The sequence below is a fragment of the Mycobacterium sp. NGS59 genome, from assembly GCF_059812345.1.
The window spans coordinates 1-25,779 of record NZ_JCALCN010000008.1 but is presented as its reverse complement, the minus strand read 5'-3'; the positions used below and the strand labels follow the sequence as shown (position 1 = coordinate 25,779).

The window sequence follows — 25,779 nt, the reverse complement described above, 5'->3', positions numbered from 1 at the left end:
GGATGTGGATCGGGTGGCTGGAATTCGACCTGTTACTCGGTGACGTGCGCTCGCTCAAGCAGAAGCGCTCGGTCATCCGTCCGGTGGTCGCAGAACTGCAACGCAAGTTCAGTGTGTCGGCCGCCGAGATCGGAACGCAGGATCTGCACCGGCGGGCGGGCATCGGCGTGGGCTTGGTGTCGGGTGACCGGTCTCATGTGGTCGACGTGCTCGATCGGGCCGAGCGGTTGGTGGCGGCGCATCAGGAGTTCGAGTTGCTGTCGGTGCGGCGGGGATTGAACCGCAGCGACGATTAGCCGTCGCGGCCAACCCGTTTGCGCCCCAACGGAGCCGGGGCCACCGCACCGGGCGCCAACCGTCGCATGGCGATCAGGAACGCGGTGTGCCCACGCATCGAATGCTGGGGCCGCACCGCCAACCCGACCACGTTCCAGCCGCGCTGCAATGTCTCCCAGGACCGGGGTTCGGTCCAGCACTGCTGGGCACGCACCGCTTCCACCACTTTGGAGAGCTGGGTGACGGTGGCGACGTAGATGACCAGCACACCGCCGGCGACGACCAACCGCGCCACGGCGTCCAACACCTCCCACGGCGCCAGCATGTCCAGCACCGCCCGGTCGAAGCAGCCGTCGGGCAGGTCGGAGTCGGCCAGGTCGCTGATGACCAGTTCCCAGTTGTCCGGCGGTTGGCCATAGAACGTGTTGACGTTGCGGCGGGCATGTTCGGCATGATCGGCGCGCTGCTCGTAGGAGACGACCCGCCCCTGCGGCCCGACCGCACGCAACAACGACAATGTCAGCGCACCAGAACCGGCGCCGGCTTCCAGCACCCGTGCTCCGGGGAAGATGTCGCCTTCATGCACGATCTGCGCGGCGTCCTTGGGGTAGATCACTTGCGGGCCGCGTGGCATGGACATGACGTAGTCGACCAGCAGCGGCCGTAGCACCAGGAACAGCGCGCCGTTGCTGGATTTGACCACGCTGCCCTGGTCCAGTCCGATGATCGCGTCGTGGGCGATGCGGCCCCGATGAGTGTGGAATTCGCCGCCCGGGGTCAGCGACATCGTGTAGTGACGGCCCTTGGCATCGGTGAGCTGGACGCGCTCGCCGGCGGTGAACGGACCGGTTGCTGACACGCCGTCCAGCGTGCCAGTCGACTCGCCGACGCGAGTGCTCGGGGCCATTTGTCGGTGTCCGGTCTTAAGCTGCGGATATGACCGAACAGCTGACGGTGGCACCACCGGTTGCGCACAGCGCGCGACTGGCGTTGTCGCCGTCGCGGGCCGCGGATTTCAAGCAGTGCCCGCTGCTGTACCGCTTCCGGGCGATCGACCGGTTGCCCGAAGCGCCGTCGACGCCACAGCTGCGCGGTTCGGTGGTGCACGTCGCGTTGGAGCAGCTCTACGGGCTGCCCGCCGGGCAGCGCGGCCCGGACACCGCATGTTCGCTGGTAGAGCCGGCGTGGGAGCAGGTGTGCGGTCGCGACCCTGCCCTGGCCGGTGATCTGGACGCCGAGCAGCGAGCGCAGCTGCTCGACGAAGCACGCGCGCTGTTGTCGGGCTACTACCGTCTGGAGGACCCGACCCGCTTCGACCCGCAGTGCTGCGAGCAGCGGGTGGAGGTCGAGCTGGCCGACGGCACCTTGCTGCGCGGCTACATCGACCGGATCGACGTCGCGGCCACCGGTGAGCTGCGCGTCGTCGACTACAAGACCGGCAAAGCCCCGCCGGAGGCGCGCGCGCTGGCCGAGTTCAAGGCCATGTTCCAGATGAAGTTCTATGCGGTGGCGCTGCTGCGCTCGCGCGGGGTGCTGCCCACCCGGCTGCGGCTGATCTACCTCGCCGACGGCCAGTTGCTGGATTACACACCAGACCATGACGAGTTGTTGCGATTCGAGAAGACCTTGATGGCCATCTGGCGGGCCATCCAATCCGCCGGCCAGACAGGCGATTTCCGACCCAGCCCGTCGCGGTTGTGCGACTGGTGTTCCCATCGGGCGCTGTGCCCGGCGTTCGGCGGCACGCCACCGCCGTACCCGGGTTGGCCGACCGAACCGGCGGCATGAGCGGAAGCTTCTATCGTCGTCTGCCCGCGGCCGGCGACGGTTACCAGCGGTTCGATTCGACCGAGTTCACCCGCAGCAACTGGGGACCCGACCTGCAGCACGGCTCGCCGCCGTTGGCGCTGCTGACCAAAATGATCGAGGAACTCGCAGCCGGGACTGGTTTGCGGATCGGCCGGCTCAGCCTGGACATCCTGGGCGCAATCCCGGTCGCGCCGGTACAGGCCCGAGCCTGGGTGGAACGACCGGGATCGCGGGTGGCGATGATGTGCGCCGAAATGCGCGCCGAGCGCGCCGACGGCTCCACCCGCGCCGTGGCACGGATGTCCGCCTGGCTGATCGCAGTCTCCGACACCTCCGACGCTGCCTCCGACCGCTATCAACCATTGCGGGAAGACCCGGCCCAGCCGGTCCCGGACGTCTTCGCCGATGCCGGCGGCTATTTCGACGCGATCAACTGGCGGCCGCAACGCGTCGACGACGGGGCCGCGGCGGTGTCCTGGTTCAGCCCGACGGGATTCATCGTCGACGCCGAGGAGACGACGCCGCTGCAGCGGCTGGCCGCGGTGGTGGACTGCGCGAACGGCGTCGGCAAGATCCTGGACCCGAACGAATTCGCGTTCATGAACACCGACACCGTCGTGCATCTGCATCGACTGCCCGTCGGCAACGACTTCGCGCTGCGCGCCCGCGCATCCGTCGGTCCGGACGGTGCCGGAGTGACGACGGGCGAAGTCTTCGACACCGACGGATTCGTCGGGACCTCGGCGCAGACGCTATTGATCCAGCGGCGCTAACTCCTGAAGCACAGTCGGAATCAGCTCGCTGACCGTCGGATGGATGTGCATCGTCCGCGACAGTGTCGGGTACGGAGCCTTGGCCGACATGACGTCCAGAACGCAGTGCACGGACTCGTCGCCGCCGACACCGAAGATCGCAGCGCCGAGGATCTCCTTCGTGTCGGCGTCGACCACGACCTTCATGAAGCCTTGCGTCTCACCCTTTTCCACGGCACGGCCGACCCTGGTCATCGGCCGCTTGCCGACCAGCACAGTGCGGCCGGAGTCGCGGGCCTCCTTGACCGTCATGCCGGCCCGCCCCAGCGGCGGATCGATGTAGAGCGCGTAGGTGGTGATGCGGTCACTGACCCGGCGCGGGTCCCCGTCCAGCAGGTTGGCTGCCACGATTTCGAAGTCGTTGTAGGAGGTGTGGGTGAACGCGCCTTTGCCGTTGCAGTCCCCCAACGCCCAGATGTGGTCGACGTTGGTTCTGAGCTGGTCGTCGACCTCGATGAACCCTCGGGAGTTGGTCCGCACTCCGGCCGCTTCTAAGCCCAGGTCGTCGGTGTTGGGTTGCCGCCCGACCGCGATCAGCAGGTGGCTGCCGGTCACCGGGTCGGCACCGGCACTGGGAGTCAGTTGTATGTTGTTGTCGTGCTTGGCAACTCGTACATCGTCGGCGCCGGTGACGATGTCGATCCCCTCGCCTTCCAGGATCTCGCGGATGGTCGTCGAAACGTCTTCGTCCTCGCGTGACGCCAGTCGCGGCCCACGCTCGACGACGGTCACACCGGCGCCGAAGCGGCGATACATCTGCGCGAACTCCAGCGCGATGTAGCTGCCGCCGACGATGATCAGATGCTCGGGCACCGTGTCGAGATCCAGGATCGACACGTTGGTCAGGTAGTCGACCTCGGACAGACCCGGAATGTCGGGGACCACGGCACGGCCACCGACGTTGAGGAAGATCCGGTCGGCTTGCAGCACGTCGTCGCCCACCCGGATGGTGTGCGGATCCTCGAAACGTGCGTGCCCACGATAGAGGGTGCAGCCGTCCATGCCGTCCAGCCAGGATTGGACGCCGCTGCGGTCTTTGAGCATGATCTCGTCTTTGCGGGCCTTGACCTTGCCCATGTCGACGCTGACGTCGCCGGTACCCACGCCGTACTCCGCGCCGCGGCGCGCCAGGTGAGCGGCGTGGGCGCTGGCCACCAGCGTCTTGGTGGGGATGCATCCGTAGTTGACGCAGGTACCGCCGACGTGCTGACGCTCGATGACCGCGACCCGCTGCCCGGCGGCGGTCAGGCGCCCCGCCAGAGGTGGTCCGGCCTGGCCGGCGCCGACGACGATCGCGTCGAAGCGTCGGGTCACAAAGCCGCTGCCGCGGCGACGATCGCGAACGCGCCCAGCACCGCGACGGCGTCTTCGAGCAGGGCGATCGGCAAATCATGACCGCCGTTCTTGGCCACCAACGCACGTCGTGCCTGGTAGCCGCCGATAGTGCCCAGCACCGCGCCGATGACACCGGCTCCGAGTGCCTCCCATTTGTGGCCCCACGCGGTGCCGATGACCGCACCGGCGAATCCGCCCATGATCAGCCGGACCAGGAACACCGGCGTCGCGGTGCGCGGCGGTGTCTTGGGAAGCTTGTCATTGACCAGTTCTGCGACCGCCAGCAAACTCAAGATCACCACGGTCACCAGGTTGCCCACCCAGGACGCCCAAGTGCCGGTCAGGTTGAGCCAGCTGAGGAAGACGGCCCAGGCGACGGCGGCCGGAGCCGTCAGGGAGCGCAGACCAGCAACCACTCCGATTAGCAAGGCCAACAGCAGGACGAGAACTTGCGTCACAGCATCCCTCCTGGGACAGACGTAGAGCCTGGCGACGGTCATGGGAATGCCGTGGATGCACGGGTCCCAGCGGGACGTTAACACAGCTAACCGCTTGAGAGCGGATCAGAATCGGCAGAACCTGATGTCGGAGGCCAGGATCGCCTTGGCGCCGATCACGGCGAGTTGATCCATGATGCCGTTGATATCGCGGCGCGGCACCAGGGCGCGCACCGCGACCCACTCCGGATCGGCGAGCGGGGCGATAGTAGGCGACTCCAGGCCCGGGGTAATGGCGGTCGCCTTCTCCAGTACTGAACGCGGACAGTCGTAATCGAGCATCAGGTACTGCTGGCCGAACACCACACCCTGGACCCGAGCGACCAGTTGATCGCGAGCCGCGGAGGGTTGGCCGTCGGCGCGTTCTATCAGCACCGCCTCCGAATCACACAGCGGCTCACCGAAAGCCACCAGATCGTGCAAGCTCAGGGTGCGGCCAGAGCCCACGACGTCGGCGATTGCGTCGGCAACCCCGAGCTGCACCGAAATCTCAACTGCGCCATCGAGTCTGATGACGGTCGCGTCGATTCCGCGGTGGGCCAGGTCTTTTCGCACCAGGTTGGGGTAAGCGGTGGCGATGCGTTTACCGGCCAGGTCTGCGATCGTCCAGTCCCGCCCGGCCGGGCCGGCGTAGCGGAATCTGGACGACCCGAAACCCAGCGCCAGTCGTTCACGTACGGGTGCATCGGAATCCAACGCCAAGTCGCGTCCGGTGATGCCGAAGTCGAGTTCTCCCGAACCGACATAGATGGCAATGTCTTTGGGCCGCAGAAAGAAGAACTCGACGTTGTTGACGGGATCGATGACGGTCAGGTCTTTGGGATCGGTGCGACGGCGGTATCCGGCCTCCGACAGGATCTCGGTGGCCGGCTCGCTCAACGCGCCCTTGTTGGGCACCGCGACGCGCAACATGCTCACAGCTTCCGGTAGACGTCGTCGAGGGACAGGCCGCGCGAGATCATCAGCACCTGGGTCCAGTACAGCAATTGGCTGATCTCTTCGGCCAGCGCCTCGTCGGGCTCGTGCTCGGCGGCCAGCCACACTTCGCCGGCCTCCTCCAGGATCTTCTTGCCCAGGGTGTGCACGCCGGCGTCCAGCGCCGCCACCGTGGCGCTGCCCGGGGGTCGGGTGCGGGCACGTTCACCGAGCTCGGCGAACAGATCCTCGAAGGTCTTCACGGCCAGCGATTGTTCCATGCGCCGGCCAGCAAAGTCATATTGATATCACGCCGAGCAGACGCAAAAGCCCCTCATTTCGGCACGAAATGGGGGCTTTTGCGTCTGCTCGCGCAACCCTGGCGTCAGTCCTCGGGGTTGTAGCCCAGGTTGGGGGCCAGCCAGCGTTCCGCCTCCTGCAACGTCCAGCCCTTGCGCTTGGCGTAGTCGGCGACCTGGTCCTGGGCCATCCGGCCGACGACGAAGTACTGCGACTGCGGATGGGAGAAGTACCAGCCGCTGACCGCCGCACCGGGCCACATCGCCATCGACTCGGTCAGCTCGATGCCGGTCCGTTCGCGGACGTCCATCAACTTCCAGAGCGTCACCTTCTCGGTGTGCTCCGGGCAGGCCGGGTAACCCGGCGCGGGACGGATGCCGACGTACTTCTCACCGATGAGTGACTCGTTGTCGAGATTCTCTTCGGGCTGGTAACCCCAGAATTCCTTGCGGACCCGTTCGTGCATCCGTTCGGCGAACGCCTCGGCCAATCGATCGGCGATCGACTCCAGCAGAATCGCGCTGTAGTCGTCCAGGGCCGCCTTGAACTCCATGATCTTGTCCTGGCTGCCCAAGCCGGCGGTGACGGCGAACGCTCCGACATAGTCAGCCAGACCTGTGTCCTTGGGCGCGACGAAATCGCCCAGCGACCGGTTCGGGATCCCTTCGCGGTGCTCGCCCTGCTGGCGCAGATTGTGCAACGTGGTCAGCACCTCGGTGCGGCTGTCGTCGGTGTAGACCTCGATGTCGTCCCCCACGGCGTTGGCCGGGAAGAACCCGATCACCCCGTTGGCAGTCAGCCACTTCTCCTTGATCAGGGTGTCGAGCATCTCCTGGGCGTCGTCGTACAGCTTGCGCGCCGCCTCGCCGGTGGCGGGGTTGTTGAGGATGTCGGGGAACCGGCCCTTCATCTCCCAGGCGTTGAAGAACGGTTGCCAGTCGATGTACTCGCGCAGCTCGGCCAGGTCGTAATCCTGGAATTCTCGTACTCCGGCACCGATCGCCGGCACCGGTGGCGTGTAGCCGTCCCAATCGACCGGCGTCCGGTTGGCGCGCGCCTTCTCCAGCGTCAGCATCGGCCGCTCGTTCTTCTGGGCGTGCCGTTCGCGCAGCGACGCGTAGTCCTTCTCGGTCGCCTCCAACAGCGCCGGACGCTGCTTGTCGTCGAGAAGCGCGGCGGCAACCGGCACCGAGCGGGACGCGTCCTTCACCCAGACCACCGGACCGCTGCGACGCGGCGAAATCTTCACCGCCGTGTGGGCGCGCGAGGTGGTCGCGCCACCGATCAGCAGCGGGATCTCCAGGCCCTCGCGTTCCATCTCGACGGCGAAGTTCGCCATCTCGTCCAGCGACGGGGTGATCAGCCCGGACAGCCCGATGATGTCGGCGTCGTGCTCCTTGGCCGCGTCCAGGATCTTGCTCGCGGGCACCATCACCCCGAGGTCGATCACCTCAAAGTTGTTGCACTGCAGGACAACCCCGACGATGTTCTTGCCGATGTCGTGGACGTCGCCCTTGACGGTCGCCATCACGATGGTGCCGTTGGTGTCCTTGGAATCAGCTGTCCCGTTCTCGGCCTTCTCCTCTTCGATGAACGGCAGCAGGTAGGCGACGGCCTTCTTCATCACCCGGGCCGACTTCACGACCTGGGGCAGGAACATCTTGCCCGACCCGAAGAGATCACCGACGACGTTCATGCCGTCCATCAGCGGGCCCTCGATCACCTCGATCGGGCGGCCGCCCGCACCGGCGATCTCGGCGCGCAACTCCTCGGTGTCGGCGTCAACGTGGGCGTCGATGCCCTTGACCAAAGCGTGCGTGATCCGTTCGCGGACCGGCAGGCTGCGCCACTCGGCCGCCTGCGGATCTTCGCCCTTCTCGGACTTGTTGAACCGTTCAGCGATCTCCAGCAGCCGCTCGGCGGCATCCTCGCGACGGTTCAGGACGACGTCCTCGATACGGTCCCGCAACTCGGGATCGATCGAGTCGTAGGGCACCAGCGCGCCGGCGTTGACGATACCCATGTCCAGGCCGGCCTTGATGGCGTGGTAGAGGAACACCGCGTGGATCGCCTCGCGGACGGGGTTGTTGCCGCGGAACGAGAACGACACGTTCGAGATGCCGCCGGAGATGTGCACCCCGGGCAGGTTTTCCTTGATCCAGGCGCATGCCTCGATGAAGTCGATCCCGTAGGTCGCGTGCTCTTCGATGCCGGTCGCCAGCGCGAAGCAGTTCGGGTCGAAGATGATGTCCTCGGCCGGGAAGCCGACCTGTTCGGTCAGGATCCGGTAGGCGCGCCCGCAGATCTCTTTGCGGCGCTCCAGGTTGTCGGCCTGCCCCTGCTCGTCGAAAGCCATCACGACGACGGCGGCGCCGTATTTGCGGCACAGCTTCGCCTCGCGGATGAACTTCTCCTCGCCCTCCTTCATCGAGATCGAGTTGACGATCGGCTTGCCCTGCACGTTTTTCAGGCCCGCCTCGATGACCTCCCATTTCGAGGAGTCGATCATCACCGGCACGCGGCTGATGTCGGGCTCGGCGGCGATCAGCTTGGTGAACCGGTCCATCGCGGCGACGCCGTCGATCATGCCCTCGTCCATGTTGATGTCGATCACCTGCGCACCAACCTCAACCTGCTGCAGGGCGACCGAGAGCGCGGTGTCGTAGTCCTCGGCCTTGATCAGGTTGCGGAACCGGGCCGAGCCGGTGATGTTGGTGCGCTCACCGATGTTGACGAACAGGGAGTCGTCGTCGATATTGAGCGGCTCCAGGCCCGAAAGCCGGGTGGCCACCGGGATCTCGGGCAGCTCGCGCGGCGGTTTGCCCTCGACGACCTTGGCGATCTCGGCGATGTGCGGCGGCGCCGTTCCGCAGCAACCACCGACCAGGTTGACCAGGCCGGCCTCGGCGAACTCGGCGATGTAGGTGGCCTGACGCTCCGGGGACTCGTCGTACTCGCCGAAAGCGTTCGGCAGCCCGGCGTTCGGGTAGCAGGAGACGAACGTGTCCGCGATCCGCGCGACCTCGGCGATGTAGGGCCTCATCTCCGGAGCACCCAGGGCGCAGTTGAGGCCCACCGCGATCGGCTTGGCGTGCCTGATCGCGTTCCAGAACGCCTCGGTCACCTGACCCGACAACGTTCGTCCCGACGCGTCGGTGATGGTGCCGGAGATGATCACCGGCCAGCGGCGTCCCCGGTCCTCGAAGAGCGTCTCGACGGCGAACACGGCGGCCTTGGCGTTCAGCGAGTCGAAGATCGTCTCGATGATCAGCAGGTCGGCACCGCCGTCGACCAGGCCGTTGGCGGCTTCGAGGTAGGCGGCGACCAACTGGTCGTAGGAGACGTTGCGGGCGCCGGGGTCGTTGACGTCCGGCGAAATCGACGCGGTCCGCGTCGTGGGTCCCAGCGCCCCGGCGACGTACCGGGGCTTTTCCGGGGTGCTGAACTCGTCGGCGGCCTTGCGGGCCAGAGCAGCGCCGGTGTAATTCAGCTCGTACGCCAGCTCGGCCATGTCGTAGTCCGACAGCGAAACCGCGTTCGCGTTGAACGTGTTGGTCTCCAGGATGTCGGCGCCGGCCTCGAGGTACTCGCGGTGAATGCCCTCGATGATCTGCGGTTGGGTGAGGTTGAGCAGGTCGTTGTTGCCGACGAGGTCGCTCGGCCAGTCCTTGAACCGCTCGCCGCGGTAGCCGGCCTCGTCGGGCCGGTCCCGCTGGATCGCCGTGCCCATCGCGCCGTCGATCACCATGATTCGCCGGCCGAGAGCGGCCGTGAGTTCCTCGGTGCAGTCGGGGCGGATGTTCGGCGCGAAAGTGTTCTGATCAGCGGCGTTCACGTACGTTCCTTCCGTAGCGGAAGGCGTCCTTGACTCTGCCGAGCGTGGCGGATACCAGGGGAACCCAAGCCCCCCGATAGCCGTTGCAACGCCTCTCGACCAGCAAAGTCTACGTCGTCACCCGACGCCTGGACGCCCAGTGCTCGACCCGACCCACGTGGCGGTCGCGGGGCCGTTTACGCGCCCGCTCGCGGATCTGGTCGGCAATGTCGTAGTTACCAAGGTCAACTGGTTTGCAGCCGAACATATTTCGTCTCGACCGCGTCGGTCTGCATCGGATAGCCGGGTCCTGGGGACACCGTTGTCCACCACCACGCGCCGCGACAGAACGCCAGCGAGGTCGGTGTCGTACTGGTGTCGGTCAGGGTCGACCACATGCCAAGGATAGTCGGCCTATCGATCTGCAACAGGCGTTACGCCACACCGCACATGCGCATCCGGGTGGGGTCGCCACACCGTAGGCTGGCTAGGTGACTTTGCCGGATGGCGGGCCGAGCGGCGGCGACGAAACGCTGCCACGGCTGCAGAACACCGTCGTGGTTGCGGCCTTCGAAGGCTGGAACGACGCCGGCGACGCCGCCAGCGACGCGGTGTCACACCTGTTCGACATCTGGGACGCCACCCCGATCGTGGAGATCGACGACGAGGCCTACTACGACTACCAGGTCAATCGGCCGGTCATCCGCCAGGTCGACGGCGTCACCCGGGAGCTGGAGTGGCCGGCGATGCGGATCTCACATTGCCGACCGCCCGACAGCGAGCGCGACGTGGTCCTGATGTCCGGGGTCGAGCCGAACATGCGTTGGCGCACCTTCTGCGACGAGCTGCTGGCCGTGATCGACAAGCTCAATGTCGACACCGTGGTGATCCTCGGGGCGTTGTTGGCCGACACGCCGCACACCCGGCCGGTGCCGGTTTCGGGGGCAGCCTATTCGTCGGAGTCGGCGCGCCTGTTCGGGCTGGAGGAAACCCGTTACGAGGGACCTACCGGCATTGCCGGGGTCTTCCAATACGCCTGTGTGGCGGCCGGTATCCCGGCGGTGACGTTCTGGGCGGCGGTGCCGCACTACGTGTCGCACCCGCCCAACCCGAAAGCGACGGTGGCGCTGCTGCACCGCGTCGAGGAAGTGCTGGACGTCGAGGTGCCGCTGGCCGACCTGCCGACCCAAGCCGAGGCCTGGGAGCAGGAGATCACCGAGATGGCCTCCGACGACCAGGAGCTGGCTGAGTATGTGCAGTCGCTCGAACAGCACGGCGACGCGGCCCTCGACGTCAACGAGGCGCTGGGTCAGATCGACGGCGACGCGCTGGCCGCCGAGTTCGAGCGTTACCTGAAACGCCGCCGACCGGGATTCGGTCGCTAGTCGTCTGCGCTGCCCTCGCGCAGCATGGCGATCACCGCGGGATGCTCGCCCACCAAAGCTTTGATGATGCGCCGGTTCACCGCGGGCAACCGAGCCATCCGCAGCGCGGCGCGTCGGGTCCGCAGCTGGAACTTCGACGACGGCAGGAAACGCTCGGCTGCGTCGCGCCCGGCCCGCTGCTTCTCCTCGATGACCGGACGCCACAGCCGCTCGTAGAAATCCAGCGCCCGCTCCACCGACGACGTCCGCCGCAGTTGCTCGGCCAGCACGTACGCCGCGCCGATGGCCAGCGATGCGCCCTGACCGGCCAGCAGCGACACCGCCGAGCAGGAATCGCCGATCAGCACCACCCGCTTGGAGCTCCAGCGGGGCATCCGGATCTGGGCGACCTGGTCGTAATAGATGTGTTCGGATTCCGGGCAGCGCTGCAACGCCTCGGGCACCACCCAGCCCATGCCCGCGTAGCCGTCCTGGATCGCCGCCCGCACGTCATCGGGCAGCTGGGGATCGGTAGTGCGGTGCACCGCGAACACCGCGACCCGCCCGTCGCGCAATGCGTAGAAACCCAGCTGCCGGCCGATCGTGTCGGTGAGCACGACGCGGTCGGCGGTGGCGTCACGGATCTCTGGCGACGCGAATACCCAAGCGGCAGTGTGGAATCCGAGATAATGCAGGTAGCCGGCCTCCGGTCCGAAGGCCAGGGTGCGCACGGTGGAGTGAATGCCGTCGGCGCCGATCAGCAGGTCGGCGTCCAACTTTGAGCCGTCGTCGAGGGTGACGGTGACCCCGTCCTCGCGGTTGTCGAGGCCGACCACCGAAGTGCCGAACCGGAGCTCGACGGCCTCGGGCAGATTGTCGCGCAACACTTTTTCCAGGTCGGGCCGCATGACACTGCACAGCCGGCCGCCCAATGCCCGGTCCATGTTCGCATAGGACAACACCGCGCGTTGTCGGCCCGTTTCGTCGACGAAGGCGGCCTCGTCGAAGTTGTAGCCGACGTCGCGGATCGCGGGCAGCACCCCCATCGCTTCGGCCGCGTCGTAGCCGGCGCCGAAGAAATCGATCATGTAGCCCTGAGCGCGTGGCCCGGGCGCCCGCTCGAGTAGCACGACTTCGGCATCGAGGGTCGTCATGCGCTCGGCGGCGGCGAGTCCGGCGATCCCGGCGCCGCAGATGATCACCTTCACGGCATCAGGTACTCGGCGGCTTTTCCAGGCCCTGGGTGTAGGCGCTGGTGTACCGGCCGAGCGCGGCGACTTGCGCGTCCATCTTCGGCACGACCTCGGTGGCCGCCCGGGCGGTGGGCAGGGTCCCCAATTTCGTGCTCAGTACCGGCTTGAGCCACCGGAACCCGGCAACCCAGTCCGGGCAGTAGATGTGGTCCTTGCGGCCCTCGATGCCCTTGACGAACGCCGCGGCGCACTTGTTCACCGACGTCGTCTGGTTCAGCGGGAACGGCAGCTTGGACAGCAGTTCGGTGAAGGCGGGCAGATCTTCCTTGGTATCGCGGACCAGCGCGGTGTCGATCCAGGACATGTGCGCCGAGCCGACGCCGACACCGAGCGGGGCGACCTCCAGCCGCAACGCGTTGGCCAGGTGTTCGTTGCCGGCCTTGGACATGTCGTAGGCCGCCATCCCCGGCGCGGCGGCAAACGCTGCCAGCGAGGAGACGATCAGCACATAGCCGCGGCGGTCGATGATGGCCGGCAGTGCGGCGCGCACGGTGTAGAAGACTCCGAGCAGGTTGACGTCGATCACCCGCTTGAACGCCTCGGGGTCGATGTTGAGTACCGAGCCGTAGCTGGCGATGCCGGCATTGGCCACGACGACGTCGAGGCCGCCGAACTTTTCGACGGCCTGGGCCACCGCGGCCTGCATGGCCGGCAGGTCCCGCACGTCGGCGACCGCGGTCAGCACCCGCCCGTCGCCGCCCAGTTCGGCAGCGATCGACTTCAGCTCCGCGTCACCGAGGTCGGTCAGGAGCAGTTTGGCGCCCTTGTTGTGCAGCCGGCGCGCTACCTCCGCGCCGATCCCCCGGCCGGCTCCCGTGATGAAGACGACCTTGTCCTGCACTGTGCCGCGCGCCCCTGTCATGGCCGAAAACGTACCACCGCGGGTTTACAGCTTCACTCCCAGCAGGGCGTCGATCGCGGTGCCCACCAATTTCGGCGCGGCCTCGTCGTGGCCGCCGTACTCCAGCGCATCAGTAGCCCAACCATCCAGTGCGGCAAGGGCTTTGGGCGTGTCGAGATCGTCGGCCAGGTACCGGCGCAGCCGGGCCAGCACGTCGGCGGCGTCGGGGCCGGCGGGCAGCGTGGTCGCGGTGCGCCAGCGGTGCAGGCGCTCGGTCGCCTCGTCGAGCGTGGCCTGGCTCCAGGATCGGTCGGCGCGATAGTGCCCGGCCAGCAAACCCAGCCGGACCGCCGACGGGTCGACGCCCTGGGTTCGCAGTTGCGAGACCAGCACCAGGTTGCCGCGGCTCTTGGACATCTTGTGCCCGTCCCAGCCGATCATTCCGGCATGCACGTAGTGACGGGCGAATCTGCGTTCACCCGAGACGCATTCGGCGTGCGCGGCGGTGAACTCGTGGTGCGGGAAGATCAGATCGCTACCGCCGCCCTGGATGTCGAGTTCGCTGCCGATGCGGCTGAGCGCGATCGCCGCGCATTCGACGTGCCAGCCCGGACGGCCCGGTCCGAACGGCGACGGCCAGGACGGCTCCCCGGGGCGGTTGGCGCGCCACAACAGGGCGTCGAGTTCGTCGGTCTTGCCGGGGCGGTGCGGGTCGCCGCCGCGCTGTTCGAACAGATCAAGCATGGTGTCGCGGTCGTAACCGGACTCGTAGCCGAACTGCAGCGTGGCGTCGGCGCGGTAGTAGACGTCGGGATATTCGTCCTCGAGGACGTAAGCCGCGCCCGAGGCGACCATCTTCTCGACGAGTTCGACCATCTCCGCGACGGCTTCGGTGGCCCCGACGTATTCCTGCGGCGGCAATACCCTTAGTGCGGTCATGTCCTGGCGGAACAGTTCGGTTTCCCGGTCGGCGAGGTCGCGCCAGTCGATGCCGTCGCGCTCGGCGCGTTCGAACAGCGGGTCGTCGACGTCGGTGACGTTCTGCACGTAGTGCACGTCGTGACCGAGATCCAGCCACAGCCGGTGGATCAGGTCGAACGCGAGGTAGGTGGCGGCGTGGCCGAGATGCGTGGCGTCATAGGGGGTGATGCCGCAGACGTACATGCTGGCTTTTGCGCCGGGAGTGACCGGGCGCACCTGACGGTCGGCGGTGTCGTAGAGCCGTAGCTCGGGGCCGCGTCCGGGCAGTCCCGGGACGGGCGGAGAAGACCACGACCGCATGCGATGACTTTAGGCCGGGCGAGGAGAAGGCGGGCAATCGGTTCGACACCCGAGGGCGTAGCGCAGGCGAATGCTTTGGCTGTGAAGCCTGGGCTTTGGGTGTGAAGTCTCGGCTTTGGGTGTGAAGCCTGGGTTTTGAGCGTGCAGCCGGGGCGGAAAAAATCGCCAATCTCCGCCCTGGTTACACCCGCAACGCCACAGCTTCACACTCAAGCCGCCGACGACCGACGCCGACTCACCACCACGCCTGACGAATGGCGTCCAGCAGGATCGGCGCCACGTCCTTCCGGCACATGAGCAGGTCGGGCAGGTAGGGGTCCAGCTGGTTGTACAGCAACGGCGAGCCGTCCAGGCGCGACGCGTGCATCCCGGCGGCCAGCACCACACCCGCCGGCGCGGCCGAGTCCCATTCCCACTGACCGCCGGCGTGCACGTAGGCGTCGGCGATCCCGTCGACCACCGCCATCGCCTTGGCTCCGGCCGAGCCGATCCGGACCAGTTCGATGTCGATGAGCTGCCGCATCCGGTACAAGATGGCGGGCGGCCGGGTGGCGCTCGCGGCGACCCGGATGACGCCCGGGACGCCGACGGGCGCCGCGTCGGAAGTGACGGTGTCGCTGCGGTACACGACGTTGCCGCGGGCCGGCAGTGACACTGCGGCGTCGGTGATCTGAGTTGGCCCGTTGCCGGGGCCCCCATTGGTACGTTGCCACAGCGCGATGTGCACCGCCCAGTCGTCGCGGCCGCGGGTGGAGAACTCGCGGGTGCCGTCCAGCGGGTCGATGATCCACACCCGGTCGCACTTGAGCCGGTTCAGGTCGTCGTGAGCTTCCTCACTGAGAACCGCGTCGCCGGGGCGCTCGACCGCCAGGCGTTTCAGGATCAGCGAGTTGGCGCGCCGATCGCCGGCGTCGCCGAGCTCCCACGGATAGTCGAATCCGACCTCGTCGCGGACCGCGAGCAGCAACTCCCCGGCATCCGCGGCCAGGTCGGCGGCCAGCGCAGCGTCGGTCAGCTCACCAGCGGCCGAATTCACCGACCCAGTATCGCCGTTCAGAACGCCGGCCACGGAATCGGGCGGTGCCGATTGGGTCCGGGCATGACGGGATCGTCGAGCAGCGCGTGCGCGCGCCGGGTCAGCGCGGCGATCTCCGCGCTGGTGATCCGGCCACGCAGCTGTTCGGCCAGCGGGCCGCGCAGCGCGCCGACCAATCCGGCGACGGCTTCCAGGGTCTCGTCGTCGATCGGCTTGCCGGCCCAACCCCACAGCACGGTGCGCAGCTTGTCCTGCACGTGCAGGCTCACCCCGTGGTCGACGCCGTAGACGTTGCCGTCCAGGCCGTACAGGATGTGGCCGCCCTTGCGGTCGGCGTTGTTGACCAGGATGTCGAACACCGCCATCCGGCGCAGTCGGGTGTCGTCGGCGTGCATCAGGACGACCTCGTCGCCGGCGTAGTCGTAGGCGCGCAGCACCGGCAGATATCCCGGTTGCGGCTTGCGGGCAGGAAACAGGTCCACCAGGTCGGGGTCTGCCGGCGGGTCGGAGTCGGCCGCGTCGCCGGGTTGCTGCACCCACCGCTGCAACATCCCGGGACCGGCGGGGCCGTCGCGAATGATGGTGTACGGCACGATGTTCCAGCCCAACGACTCTGACACCAGGTACGCGCCGAGCTCGCGTCCGGCCAGGGTGCCGTCGGGAAAGTCCCACAGCGGTTGCTCGCCGGTGACCGGCTTGTACACACAGTGGACGGTCTGGGCGCCCGACGATGCCTCGCAGAGAAAAGTGGCGTTGCTCGCCGAGCGGATCCGACCCAGGACGGTCAGCTCGCCGTCGCGCAACACCGTATTTTCGTCATTCCTCGGGTTCATCGGTGGACCCGAAGAGCGCGTCGCGCCGGTAGCCGTTGGTGCGTGCGCAGATGTGTCCCTCGGGATCCAGCGGTTCGTCGCACAGCGGGCACGGCGGACGGCCGGCCGAGATGACGCGGTTGGACCGGGTCGCGAACTGTCGAGCGGACTCAGGTGTCAGGAACACCCGCACCGCGTCGGGCCCTTCGTCGGTGTCGTCGAGCACCACTGAGGCATCGAACTCGGCGTCCGTGACGGCCAACAACTCGACCACCACGGTCTGCGCCTCGGAATCCCAACCCAGCCCCATCGTCCCCACCCGGAACTCGGCGTCAACCGGCATGATCAACGGGTTCAGGTCGTCGACTTCGGTGGGTTCGGGCGGCACCGGAGTGCCGAAACGGCGGTTGACTTCGAGCAGCAGGGCGCCGATGCGTTCGGCCAGCACCGCGACCTGCTGCTTCTCCAAAACCACCGAGACCACCCGGGAGTCGTGTGCGGCCTGGATGTAGAACGTGCGATTTCCGGGCTGCCCGACGGTCCCGGCCACGAAACGGTCGGGTGTGCGGAAGACGTGAATTGCGCGGGCCATGGCTCTTTCAAAATACCGTGCAGACGTTGTCGCTGTGCGCTTCGTATCCCCACGCGCAGGCGGTTCTAACCGGTGGAGCCGCCGACGACGGCGTCCCCGGAAGGCACCTCGCCGTCGGGAGCGGCTGGGGTCTTTTCTTCGGGCTGAGCCGGTGGCGCAGCGCGCAGCCCGGCCGTCAGGCGCGCGCCGGTGTGGTTGACGTGCAGCACGAACGGTCGCAGCGGGGTGTAGCGCACCACGCTCACCGAGGCGGGGTCGGCGTTGACCCGCTGGAAGCTGTCCAGGTGCATGCCGTAGGCGTCGGCGATCACCGCCTTGATGACGTCGCCGTGGGTGCAGGCGATCCACAGCGCGTCGCCGCCGTGCTGTTCGGCCAGCCGCTGGTCGTGCTCCCGGACGGCGGCCACCGCGCGGGCCTGGACCTGCGCCAGTCCTTCGCCGCCGGGAAAGACTGCCGCGCTCGGATGAGCCTGGACCACCCGCCACAGCGGTTCCTTGACCAAATCGCCCAGTTTGCGGCCGGTCCATTCGCCGTAGTCGACCTCGGCGATGCGGTCCTCGACCACAGGTTCCAGGCACAGCGCCTCGGCCAGGGGGGCCACGGTGCGACGACAGCGCAGCAGCGGGGAGGTGACCACCGCCCGGATCGGCAGGTCACCGATGCGGTCGATGATTCCGGCGGCCTGCTCGCGTCCCTTGTCGTCGAGGTCGACGCCCTCGGAGCGGCCGGCCAACACGCCCGCGGTGTTGGACGTGGACCGGCCGTGGCGCAGCAGCAGGACGGTCATGTCGCGGCGACCGTCCCGCCGGCCAGCAGGAGCAGCACGACCGCGCCGGCCAGCACCCGGTAGCCCACGAACCAATACATGTTGTGCCGCACCAGGAAACGCAGGAACCACGAGACCGCGGCCAGTCCGATACCGAACGCGATCAGCGTCGACACCAGCAACTGCGGACCGGTCGCGCTCATCCCTTCGGTGACCGGATGAAAGGCGTCCGGCAGCGAGAACAACCCGGAGGCGAATACCGCCGGGATGGCCAGCAGGAAGCCGAACCGGGCGGCCAGTTCGCGTTCCAGACCGAGGAACAGTCCGGCGCTGATGGTCGCTCCGGACCGCGAGACGCCGGGAACCAGGGCCAGGCATTGTGCGGCGCCGACGACGACGGCGTCACGCCAGTTGAGTCGTTCGACGTCGCGGGTCTGCCGTCCGACGTACTCGGCCAGGGCGATCACCGCCGAGAAGACCACCAGCGCCGTGGCGACCACCCACAGGTTGCGCACTCCGGATCGGATCACGTCTTTGAACAGCAGTCCCAGCACGCAGATCGGGATGGTGCCGATGATGACGTACCAGCCGAGCCGGTAGTCGGCGTTGCGCTGCGACTTCACCACCAGACCGTTGAACCACGCCCGGAGGATCCGCGCGATGTCGCGGGCGAAGTACACCAACACCGCGGCCTCGGTGCCGAGCTGGCTGACCGCGGTGAACGACGCGCCGGCGTCACCTCGGAAGAAGATGCGCGAGACGATCGCCAGGTGCCCGGAGGAGGAGACCGGCAGGAATTCGGTCAGGCCCTGCACCACGGACAAGACGACGACTTGCCCCCAGGACATCGGCGCGACCGCAGACACGACGACGACCGTACCCGGTCGGTCAGGAACTGGTTCAGCGTGAGACGGGCACCGCGTGGGCGACCGAGTCGCGCACGGCGGCAGCTAGGCTGCGCTCGTCGGTGAGGTCGATGTAACGGATGCTGTGTACGGCGCGGGCGACCACGTCTTCGTCTTGCGGAACGGGACCCGACAACCGCGGCCGGTAAACTTCGACGACCAGCGAGTGATGTTCGATATGGAAGGAAAAACTGCGCCCATCTCCGACTTGTCCGTAGCCGCTGGCGAAAATTCCCGCGCACATGTCTTCGATAGCAAACTCGTTGTTTGCGATATGCCGGTCGACGATGACGGTCATGGCGTGAGAATACCTCTCCGGCGGGTTTCTAATCAGCCAACATGGCCAAATTGAGCGCGATAGCGTTCCTTAGAGTTTTCTATGTGCCACTGAAGGGTCTGGAGCGCAGATTTGCTGTTGAGGTCTCGTAAGCGGTGCCATCAGTGCGTGGTGGCCCTGACGGCTTTGCTGCTGCTCGCGACCGGGTGTTCCTCGAATCCGCTGGTCGCGCCGCCACCGACCATCGAACCCGCCCGCCCGGCAGTCGCACCGCCCGCCCAGCAGCCTCCGCCCGGCGCGGTGCAACCCGTGGATGGGCGACCGCAGGAGGCCTTCTTCGATGACGGGACCCGCCAGTTGGTGGTGCTGTCCCCCGGCCGCGAGGCGGGCGCACCTGCCACTCTCACCGTGCTGGGTCCGCAGTCCGCACCGCGTGTCCTCACTCTGCCGGCGCCCGCGACGTCGCTGACCGGCGACGGACGCGGAACCGTCTACCTGGCGACCGCAGGTGGCTTCCTGGCGGTGGACGTGGCGCGCGGCGCGAGCACCCCGGTGACGGTTGCTCAGGGCGTGGACTTCACCGCGATCGCCCGGCGCGCCGACGGCAAACTGGTACTGGGCAGCGCCGACGGCGCGGTGTACACGCTGGCCGCGGACAACTCGGTGGCCAGTCGCAACAAGATCTTCGCACGGGTCGATGCTCTTGTGACGCAAGGCAATACGACAGTCGTGCTGGACCGCGGTCAGACGTCGGTGACGACGATCGGAGCCGACGGGCGCGCCGAACAGGCGCTGCGCGCCGGTGAGGGTGCGACCACGCTGGCCTCCGATCCTTACGGCCGGGTGTTGGTCGCGGACACCCGCGGCGGCCAGCTGCTGGTCTACGGGGTCGACCCGCTGATCTTGCGGCAGGCTTTCCCGGTCCGGCAGGCCCCGTACGGACTGGCCGGATCCCGGGAGCTCGCGTGGGTGTCCCAGACGGCGTCCAACGTCGTCGTTGGTTACGATCTGAGCACCGGAATACCCGTGGAAAAGGTGCGATACCCAACCGTGCAGCAACCCAACGCGCTGGCCTTCGACGAAGCCTCGGACACGCTTTACGTGGTGTCGGGTTCGGGTGCCGGGGTTCAGGTGATCGAGCACGCGGCGGGCAAGCAGTGACCGCGCCGCGCTGGAGTCGCCTGCCGGCGGGCTGGGAAGCCGACATGTCCGACGAGTACGAGTGGGCGCCGCTGCGCCTGCCCCCGGACGTCACCCGGCTCAGCGCCTCCACCCGGCTGTCGATCGAGGCGGAATACCGCGGCTGGGAGCTGACCCGGGTGCGGCTCTACACCGACGGCAGCAGGCGAGTTCTGTTGCGCCGCAAGAAGACCCGCATGTCCGATCAGCCCGAACCATGACGGTCACCGAACCGCTCGCCGAGCGTCATCAGCTGTACGGCCTACTGCGAAACCTGCTGTTCATGGTGCCCGCGGAACGGGTGCACACCCTGGTATTCGCCGCGCTGCGCGGTGCCACTGCGGGGGCGCCGGCCCGCCGGGCGCTGAGCCGACGGCTGGGTCCCACAGACCCGATCCTGGCCAGCACGGTGTTCGGGGTGCGGTTCCCGGCACCGCTCGGGCTGGCGGCCGGATTCGACAAGGACGGGACCGGCCTTTCCGTCTGGGGCGCAATGGGTTTCGGCTATGCCGAGATCGGCACCGTCACCGCCCACGCCCAACCCGGCAATCCGCCGCCGCGGCTGTTCCGGCTACCCGACGACCGCGCGCTGCTCAACCGGATGGGCTTCAACAACCACGGCGCCGGAGCGCTGGCCGCGCGACTGGCCCAGCACGTGCCCGAGGTGCCGCTGGGAGTCAACATCGGCAAGACCAAGAACACCCCGGCTGAGGAGGCCGTCGAGGACTACCGGGCCAGCGCCCGGTTGTTGGCGCCGCTGGCCTCCTATCTGGTGGTGAACGTCAGCTCCCCCAACACTCCGGGACTGCGCGATCTACAGGCGGTCGAGTCGCTGCGGCCGATCCTGTCCGGGGTCCTGGCCGAAGCATCCGGCACCCCGGTCCTGGTCAAGATCGCACCGGACCTCTCCGACTCTGACGTCGACGAAATCGCCGATCTGGCAGTGGAATTGGACCTGGCCGGCATCGTGGCCACCAACACCACGGTGTCGCGGGACGGACTGCGCACCCCGGGGGTCGACGAGTTGGGCGCGGGCGGCATTTCCGGGCCGCCGGTGGCGCGGCGCGCTGTGGCGGTGCTGCGTCGGCTGTATCGCCGCGTCGGGGATCGGTTGACGCTGATCAGCGTGGGCGGCATCGAGACCGCCGACGACGCTTGGGAGCGCATCACCGCGGGTGCCTCACTGCTGCAGGGCTACACCGGCTTCGTCTACGGCGGAGGGCTGTGGGCCAAGGAGATTCACGACGGGATTGCCCGGCGGTTGCATGACGGCGGGTTCGATTCGCTCAGTGACGCCGTCGGCACGGTCGTCTGACGTCAGGCGGAGCCGCTCGGCGCAGTGAGGCTCTCGGCAATGAAATCGGCAGTGCGACTGTGCCATTCGCGCCACCGACGGACCATGTGGTGACCAACGCCCTTGATGCCCACCCACTGCGCGTCCACCCCACGCTGCTGCGCACGCTCGGTCTGAATGCGGGAGACGTCCGGATCGGTGCGGGTGTCGGCGGTGCCGTGAATGACCAGCAACCGGGTACCGACCGGGATCAGGTCGCCCTTGTCGCCGTACCACCACGGTGCCAGCGCCACCAAGACGTCGATGTCATTGTGGGCGGCGAGGTGCGCCGCCACCCGTCCCCCCATCGAATGTCCCACCAGTGCAACGTGTTTGGGCTCATACTGGGCCCGCACCCGGTCCAGCACTGCCTGCGCGTCGCGAACCGGGTCCTGCCGGGGGCTGTTCCACCCACGCAGCCGATAACGGACGCTGACGACTTTGACGTCGGGCCCCAACCGGCGACGTAACGCGTGCGCCAAGGCGGCTGCCCGCACGCCCGCCGGCTGCCACCATCGGTAAGCCTGCTCACTGCGGATCATGCCGCCGGGCAGGACTAGCACGCAGGCGAGCATCCGGCTGCCCCGGCGCCTAAGTCTGCTCGTAGGTGGCGTGGATGACGGCGCGGGCGATCGCGTGCTGGAACAGGTTGAAGCCCAGGTATGCCGGTGTGGCGTCCTCGGGCAGATCCAGCTTGTCGACGTCCACCGCGTGCACGGCGACGTAGTAGCGGTGCGGGCCGTGTCCTTCAGGGGGTGCGGCGCCGATGTAACGCCGCTGCCCGGCGTCGTTGGCCAGCGTCAGGGCCCCACCCGGCAGGTCGCTGCCGTCGCCGGCGCCGGCCGGCAGCTCGGTGACGTCGGCGGGCAGGTTGGCCACCGCCCAGTGCCAGAACCCGGACGCGGTCGGGGCGTCGGGGTCGTAGACGGTGACCGCGAAGCTACGCGTCTCGTCGGGGAAACCCGACCAGCTCAGCTGCGGGCTCTCGTCGTCGCCGCCGGCCCCCATGATCCCGCTGACCTGTGCATTGGAGAGCGACTGCCCGTCGGTGATCGACTCCGAGGTCAACGTGAACGACGGCAAGTCGGGCAGCGCATCGTAGGGGTTGGGCACACTCATGGTCTGTCCTCTCGTGTGATCAGCAGTGGGTGAGAAAGTGGGCCAGCACCTGCGTGCCGAACCGCAGCGCTTCGATGGGTACCCGCTCGTCGACCCCATGGAACAGCGACGAGAAATCCAGGTCCGGCGGCAGTCGCAGCGGGCTGAACCCGAAGCAGCGAATTCCCAACCGCGCGAAGGCTTTTGCGTCGGTGCCGCCGGAAAGCATATAGGGCACCGTGCGCCCGTCCGGGTCGACGGCGAGCACCGCGGCGTTCATCGCGTCCACCAGATCGCCGTCGAAAGAGGTCTCGTACGAATCCAGGCTGCGGATCCATTCGCGGGTCACGTCGGGTCCGAGCAGGGCGTCCACCTCGGCCTCGAAAGCGGCCTGTCGCCCGGGCAGCACCCGGCAGTCGATCACCGCTTCCGCCGTCGCGGGCACCACGTTCGCTTTGTACCCAGCTTTGAGCATGGTGGGGTTGGCGGTGTCGTGCAGCACAGCCTTGAGCATGCGGGCCATCGGTCCCAGCTTGTCGATCACCCCGTCCAAGTCAGGCGAGTTGACGTCGAGGCTCAGGCCGGTCTCCTCACTGACCGCAGCCAGGAACTGAGCGACGGTGTCGGTGACCACCAGCGGGAACTGGTGACGACCGAGCCGGGCGACGGCCTCGGCGAGAACGGTGACCGCGTTGTGGTCGTGCACCATCGACCCGTGCCCGGCCCGGCCCCGCGCGGTCAGCCGCATCCACTGAATGCCCTTCTCCGCGGTCTCGATCAGATACAGGCGGCGCTCGCCGCCGTCGCGGCGCGGCACGGTCAACGAGAAGCCGCCGACTTCACCGATGGCTTCGGTGACCCCGGCGAACAGATCGGGGCGGTTGTCGACCAGCCACTGTCCCCCGTATTTGCCGCCGTTTTCCTCGTCGGCCAGGAACGCGAAAACCAGATCGCGGGGCGGCACGATGCCCGCGCGGCGCAGGTGCCGGGCCAGCACCAGGGTCATGCCCACCATGTCCTTCATGTCGACCGCGCCGCGGCCCCAGACGTAGCCGTCCTCGATGGCTCCGGAGAACGGGTGCACGCTCCATTCGGCCGGTTCGGCCGGCACCACATCCAGGTGGCCGTGGATCATCAGGGCGCCGCGGGATGGGTCAGCGCCGGGTAGCCGGGCGAAGACGTTGCCGCGGCCGGGCGCACCGGATTCGACGTATTCGGGCTGGTAGCCGACTTCGGCAAGTTGCTCGGCGATCCAGTGGGCGCACTCCGCCTCGCCCTTGGTCGTCTCCAGTTCACCGGTGTTGCTGGTGTCGAACCGGATCAACCTGCTGACCACCTCGGCCACGTCGTCGCCGAAAACGCTGTCCGACCGAGGAAGGGTCACAGTCACCTTTCCTACCACTACACCGGCAGCCGCGACCCGGGCCGGGCCGATTGGGCGGTCGCCCGCCGATCCGATAGCCTTAGCTGCCAACTCTGTTGGTCTGGTCCGAGTGGCGGAATGGCAGACGCGCTAGCTTGAGGTGCTAGTGCCCTACTAATGGGCGTGGGGGTTCAAGTCCCCCCTCGGACACGTCCGGCGACACGACTTAAGTCGGCAGTCGCCGTGACTCGCTGAAGATGCGGGTCGTAGTCGAGGCGCAGGCCCAGGCTTGCGTATACCTGAGCGCGTTCCGCCCCGGTTGCCTCACCAAGCACTGCTGACAGCCCGCCCAATTCCTCAACCAACTCGCTGATTTGTGCGGCAGTCATGACGCGAGGTCGCTCCGCTTGCTCAAGACGGACCTTCAGCTCGTCGCGCTCGGCGGTGCGGCGGCGCAATGCAACAGTCAAATCCTCAACGGCCACACCAGACTCCACGGCGGTAACCAGAGCAGCAACCTTCGCATTCGCCTCGCTGAGCTGGCGCCGCAAGGCCGCGTAGCCAGCCCCTGCTACCGGGTCCGCGTCTTGCCCGCGTGCCAAGTCGGCCGGATCGGCCAGGGTGGCGATCCATTCGTCAAGTCGCGCAGTCACCTCATCTTCACGGAGGTAGACGGTGCGCGGGTGATCACTCAGGTCCGCGGGTACCGAACGCGACTTACCGAGCTCACAACGGTAGAGGATGCGTGTTGTTCGCTTCCCGGCGCGGGCAGCGCCCTGCATCCGCCGTCCACATGCGGCACAGAACAGCAGCCCACGCAGTGCATATGGCACTGTTGACTCTCTGCTGCAAACAAGACCGGGACCCCGCCGCGCCTGCATCCGAAGACGAACAGCCTGCGCTAGTTCGTCACGGATCAGCGCTTCATGCGTGCGGCGTTCTGGTGCGATCCAGTCGGCCTCATCACGCCACCGCATACGAGTCTCATACCCCGCAGCGACATCATCGGGGTTGACCAGAACCTCGTATTTCTCCTGCTTGCCCCAAACACGGATACCGCGGTACGCCGGGTTGTCGAGTATCGCGCGGATCGCCGAATGGGACCATCCTCGTGGGTCACGATGCCGATTCCGTGCCGGGTCGTACTGGCTCGGTGACGGTACACCATCGTCGGTGAGCCGTTGCGCGATATAGCGCAGGCCCGCTCCGTCGGCGTACATGCGGTAGATCCGCTCGACGACCGAAGATGTCGCGGGGTCGGGTTCGAGGCGGTGAAGCCGCTGCCCAAGATTGGCCTTGGCAGGGTTTGGATGCGGGCCGGCATCGACGAGCCGGTAACCGTAGGGTGGTCGACCACCGAGATATCTGGCGGTGTCGTGCGCGAGTGCTGACATCGCCGTACGGACGCGCATCTGGATTCGAGCGCGCTCTCCCTTGCTCATGCCGCCGAACAGAGTCATCACCAGGTCGTGTGCCTCGGAGCCGGGATCGACCGCTCCGCCGACCTCGGGTACCCACAGGCCAACTCCGTAGTGCGTGAGGACAGGGAAGGTGAGCGCGAACTGCGGCCCGTAGAACGCACGGGCGGGTTCCCCAATCACTACGGCATCAAAGCTACGGTCCCGACAAGCGACATCAGCAAGCAGACGTGACGCCTCTGGCCTGCGCTTCCACGGCAGTGAACGGCTCTGTCCCACATCGAAGTAGTCGGCGGCGATGAATCCGCCGTGCGGAGTGATCAGGTCCATGGCACGCCGCTTCTGCCAGCTGCGGCTCGCCTCCGGGTCTTGAGCGTCCTCCGTGCTCACTCGGCCATAGAAGGCGAACCTCAGGCTCACGCCACTCCCCTCCCTGATCCAAGCATCCGGTCCCGCTGAACCAGCCCGGGTTTCGTGCGCACCTTCTTTCGAGGGAAGGATG

General features: G+C 67.3%; 27 protein-coding genes and 1 tRNA gene. 8 read left to right on the top strand and 20 right to left on the bottom strand.

Annotated features, from left to right (window positions below; translation table 11 throughout):
* Positions 1-2 precede the first annotated feature (2 nt).
* Positions 3-296, top strand: a complete 294-nt coding sequence (locus AC5Y46_RS11470) for a DUF503 domain-containing protein (protein ID WP_499991102.1) — start codon at positions 3-5, stop codon at positions 294-296.
* On the opposite strand, the gene trmI is transcribed toward AC5Y46_RS11470, so the two are convergent.
* A complete protein-coding gene (gene trmI, locus AC5Y46_RS11465) occupies positions 293-1,135 on the bottom strand; it encodes a tRNA (adenine(58)-N(1))-methyltransferase TrmI (protein ID WP_499991099.1) in 843 nt (280 codons plus the stop codon). The two genes, AC5Y46_RS11470 and trmI, sit on opposite strands and share 4 nt — an antisense overlap.
* 77 nt (positions 1,136-1,212) lie before the next feature.
* Between trmI and AC5Y46_RS11460 the strand changes: the two genes are divergently transcribed.
* The gene (locus AC5Y46_RS11460; RefSeq protein ID WP_499991098.1) at positions 1,213-2,064 is read left to right on the top strand and encodes a RecB family exonuclease; all 852 of its coding nucleotides are present in this window, start codon (positions 1,213-1,215) and stop codon (positions 2,062-2,064) included.
* Positions 2,061-2,858, top strand: a complete 798-nt coding sequence (locus AC5Y46_RS11455; RefSeq protein ID WP_499991097.1) for a thioesterase family protein — start codon at positions 2,061-2,063, stop codon at positions 2,856-2,858. The genes AC5Y46_RS11460 and AC5Y46_RS11455 overlap by 4 nt, the downstream gene beginning before the upstream one ends.
* Here AC5Y46_RS11455 and AC5Y46_RS11450 read toward each other — a convergent pair.
* The 6 genes from AC5Y46_RS11450 to AC5Y46_RS11425 form a co-directional block, all read right to left on the bottom strand.
* A complete protein-coding gene (locus tag AC5Y46_RS11450; RefSeq protein ID WP_499991094.1) occupies positions 2,838-4,211 on the bottom strand; it encodes an FAD-containing oxidoreductase in 1,374 nt (457 codons plus the stop codon). The two genes, AC5Y46_RS11455 and AC5Y46_RS11450, sit on opposite strands and share 21 nt — an antisense overlap.
* Positions 4,208-4,690, bottom strand: a complete 483-nt coding sequence (locus AC5Y46_RS11445; RefSeq protein WP_499991092.1) for a glycine zipper 2TM domain-containing protein — start codon at positions 4,688-4,690, stop codon at positions 4,208-4,210. The genes AC5Y46_RS11450 and AC5Y46_RS11445 overlap by 4 nt, the downstream gene beginning before the upstream one ends.
* Positions 4,691-4,795: 105 nt before the next feature.
* Positions 4,796-5,641, bottom strand: coding sequence for an ATP phosphoribosyltransferase (gene hisG, locus AC5Y46_RS11440; RefSeq protein WP_499991090.1), 846 nt, complete (start codon positions 5,639-5,641; stop codon positions 4,796-4,798).
* A gap of 2 nt (positions 5,642-5,643) precedes the next feature.
* On the bottom strand, positions 5,644-5,925 hold the full coding sequence (locus AC5Y46_RS11435) for a phosphoribosyl-ATP diphosphatase (protein WP_499945070.1): 282 nt from the start codon (positions 5,923-5,925) through the stop codon (positions 5,644-5,646).
* Positions 5,926-6,029: 104 nt separating this feature from the next.
* The gene (gene metH, locus AC5Y46_RS11430; RefSeq protein WP_499991087.1) at positions 6,030-9,779 is read right to left on the bottom strand and encodes a methionine synthase; all 3,750 of its coding nucleotides are present in this window, start codon (positions 9,777-9,779) and stop codon (positions 6,030-6,032) included.
* Between the two features lie 224 nt (positions 9,780-10,003).
* Positions 10,004-10,156, bottom strand: a complete 153-nt coding sequence (locus AC5Y46_RS11425; RefSeq protein ID WP_499991085.1) for a hypothetical protein — start codon at positions 10,154-10,156, stop codon at positions 10,004-10,006.
* Between the two features lie 93 nt (positions 10,157-10,249).
* Here AC5Y46_RS11425 and AC5Y46_RS11420 point away from each other — a divergent pair, with 93 nt between their 5' ends.
* A complete protein-coding gene (locus AC5Y46_RS11420) occupies positions 10,250-11,143 on the top strand; it encodes a PAC2 family protein (RefSeq protein ID WP_499991084.1) in 894 nt (297 codons plus the stop codon).
* Here AC5Y46_RS11420 and AC5Y46_RS11415 read toward each other — a convergent pair.
* The 9 genes from AC5Y46_RS11415 to AC5Y46_RS11375 form a co-directional block, all read right to left on the bottom strand.
* A complete protein-coding gene (locus AC5Y46_RS11415; protein ID WP_499991082.1) occupies positions 11,140-12,330 on the bottom strand; it encodes an FAD-dependent monooxygenase in 1,191 nt (396 codons plus the stop codon). The genes AC5Y46_RS11420 and AC5Y46_RS11415 overlap by 4 nt on opposite strands.
* Positions 12,331-12,334: 4 nt before the next feature.
* Entirely contained in the window at positions 12,335-13,237 is a 903-nt protein-coding gene (locus AC5Y46_RS11410) for an SDR family oxidoreductase (RefSeq protein ID WP_499991079.1), read from the bottom strand.
* A 24-nt stretch (positions 13,238-13,261) separates the two neighbouring features.
* Positions 13,262-14,497: a cysteine--1-D-myo-inosityl 2-amino-2-deoxy-alpha-D-glucopyranoside ligase gene (mshC, locus tag AC5Y46_RS11405; protein WP_499991075.1), complete on the bottom strand. Its 1,236-nt coding sequence runs from the start codon at positions 14,495-14,497 to the stop codon at positions 13,262-13,264.
* Positions 14,498-14,732: 235 nt separating this feature from the next.
* Positions 14,733-15,533 carry a 3'(2'),5'-bisphosphate nucleotidase CysQ gene (locus tag AC5Y46_RS11400; protein WP_499945058.1) on the bottom strand — a complete coding sequence of 267 codons (801 nt, stop codon included), beginning with the start codon at positions 15,531-15,533 and terminating at the stop codon, positions 14,733-14,735.
* Positions 15,534-15,550: 17 nt separating this feature from the next.
* Positions 15,551-16,366: an SCO1664 family protein gene (locus AC5Y46_RS11395; protein ID WP_499991072.1), complete on the bottom strand. Its 816-nt coding sequence runs from the start codon at positions 16,364-16,366 to the stop codon at positions 15,551-15,553.
* Positions 16,350-16,937 carry a DUF3090 domain-containing protein gene (locus tag AC5Y46_RS11390; RefSeq protein WP_499945054.1) on the bottom strand — a complete coding sequence of 196 codons (588 nt, stop codon included), beginning with the start codon at positions 16,935-16,937 and terminating at the stop codon, positions 16,350-16,352. The genes AC5Y46_RS11395 and AC5Y46_RS11390 overlap by 17 nt, the downstream gene beginning before the upstream one ends.
* A gap of 65 nt (positions 16,938-17,002) precedes the next feature.
* Positions 17,003-17,725 (bottom strand): histidine phosphatase family protein, encoded by a 723-nt coding sequence (locus tag AC5Y46_RS11385; RefSeq protein ID WP_499991070.1) that lies wholly within the window; start codon positions 17,723-17,725, stop codon positions 17,003-17,005.
* Positions 17,722-18,552: an undecaprenyl-diphosphate phosphatase gene (locus AC5Y46_RS11380; protein ID WP_499945151.1), complete on the bottom strand. Its 831-nt coding sequence runs from the start codon at positions 18,550-18,552 to the stop codon at positions 17,722-17,724. The genes AC5Y46_RS11385 and AC5Y46_RS11380 overlap by 4 nt, the downstream gene beginning before the upstream one ends.
* Before the next feature lie 52 nt (positions 18,553-18,604).
* Positions 18,605-18,907 (bottom strand): hypothetical protein, encoded by a 303-nt coding sequence (locus AC5Y46_RS11375; RefSeq protein WP_499945051.1) that lies wholly within the window; start codon positions 18,905-18,907, stop codon positions 18,605-18,607.
* 111 nt (positions 18,908-19,018) lie between these two features.
* On the opposite strand from AC5Y46_RS11375, the gene AC5Y46_RS11370 reads away from it, so the two are divergent.
* From AC5Y46_RS11370 to AC5Y46_RS11360, 3 genes are read left to right on the top strand one after another with little or no spacing between them, the layout of a single operon-like run.
* Positions 19,019-20,047, top strand: a complete 1,029-nt coding sequence (locus AC5Y46_RS11370) for a YncE family protein (RefSeq protein ID WP_499991069.1) — start codon at positions 19,019-19,021, stop codon at positions 20,045-20,047.
* Complete coding sequence (locus AC5Y46_RS11365; protein ID WP_499945048.1) at positions 20,044-20,286, top strand: DUF5703 family protein; 243 nt, start codon at positions 20,044-20,046, stop codon at positions 20,284-20,286. The genes AC5Y46_RS11370 and AC5Y46_RS11365 overlap by 4 nt, the downstream gene beginning before the upstream one ends.
* A 32-nt stretch (positions 20,287-20,318) precedes the next feature.
* A complete protein-coding gene (locus AC5Y46_RS11360) occupies positions 20,319-21,380 on the top strand; it encodes a quinone-dependent dihydroorotate dehydrogenase (RefSeq protein ID WP_499945150.1) in 1,062 nt (353 codons plus the stop codon).
* A gap of 2 nt (positions 21,381-21,382) precedes the next feature.
* On the opposite strand, the gene AC5Y46_RS11355 is transcribed toward AC5Y46_RS11360, so the two are convergent.
* The 3 genes from AC5Y46_RS11355 to AC5Y46_RS11345 are packed head-to-tail and all read right to left on the bottom strand — an operon-like array spanning position 21,383 to position 23,880.
* A complete protein-coding gene (locus AC5Y46_RS11355) occupies positions 21,383-21,961 on the bottom strand; it encodes an alpha/beta fold hydrolase (RefSeq protein ID WP_499945046.1) in 579 nt (192 codons plus the stop codon).
* A 28-nt stretch (positions 21,962-21,989) separates the two neighbouring features.
* A complete protein-coding gene (locus AC5Y46_RS11350; RefSeq protein ID WP_499945044.1) occupies positions 21,990-22,517 on the bottom strand; it encodes a YbhB/YbcL family Raf kinase inhibitor-like protein in 528 nt (175 codons plus the stop codon).
* Between the two features lie 19 nt (positions 22,518-22,536).
* Entirely contained in the window at positions 22,537-23,880 is a 1,344-nt protein-coding gene (locus AC5Y46_RS11345) for a M20/M25/M40 family metallo-hydrolase (protein WP_499945042.1), read from the bottom strand.
* Positions 23,881-23,983: 103 nt separating this feature from the next.
* On the opposite strand from AC5Y46_RS11345, the gene AC5Y46_RS11340 reads away from it, so the two are divergent.
* A tRNA-Leu gene (locus AC5Y46_RS11340) sits at positions 23,984-24,069 on the top strand.
* Here the strand turns inward: AC5Y46_RS11340 and AC5Y46_RS11335 are convergent.
* Positions 24,051-25,697: a recombinase family protein gene (locus tag AC5Y46_RS11335; RefSeq protein WP_012394803.1), complete on the bottom strand. Its 1,647-nt coding sequence runs from the start codon at positions 25,695-25,697 to the stop codon at positions 24,051-24,053. The genes AC5Y46_RS11340 and AC5Y46_RS11335 overlap by 19 nt on opposite strands.
* Between the last annotated feature and the right edge of the window lie 82 nt (positions 25,698-25,779).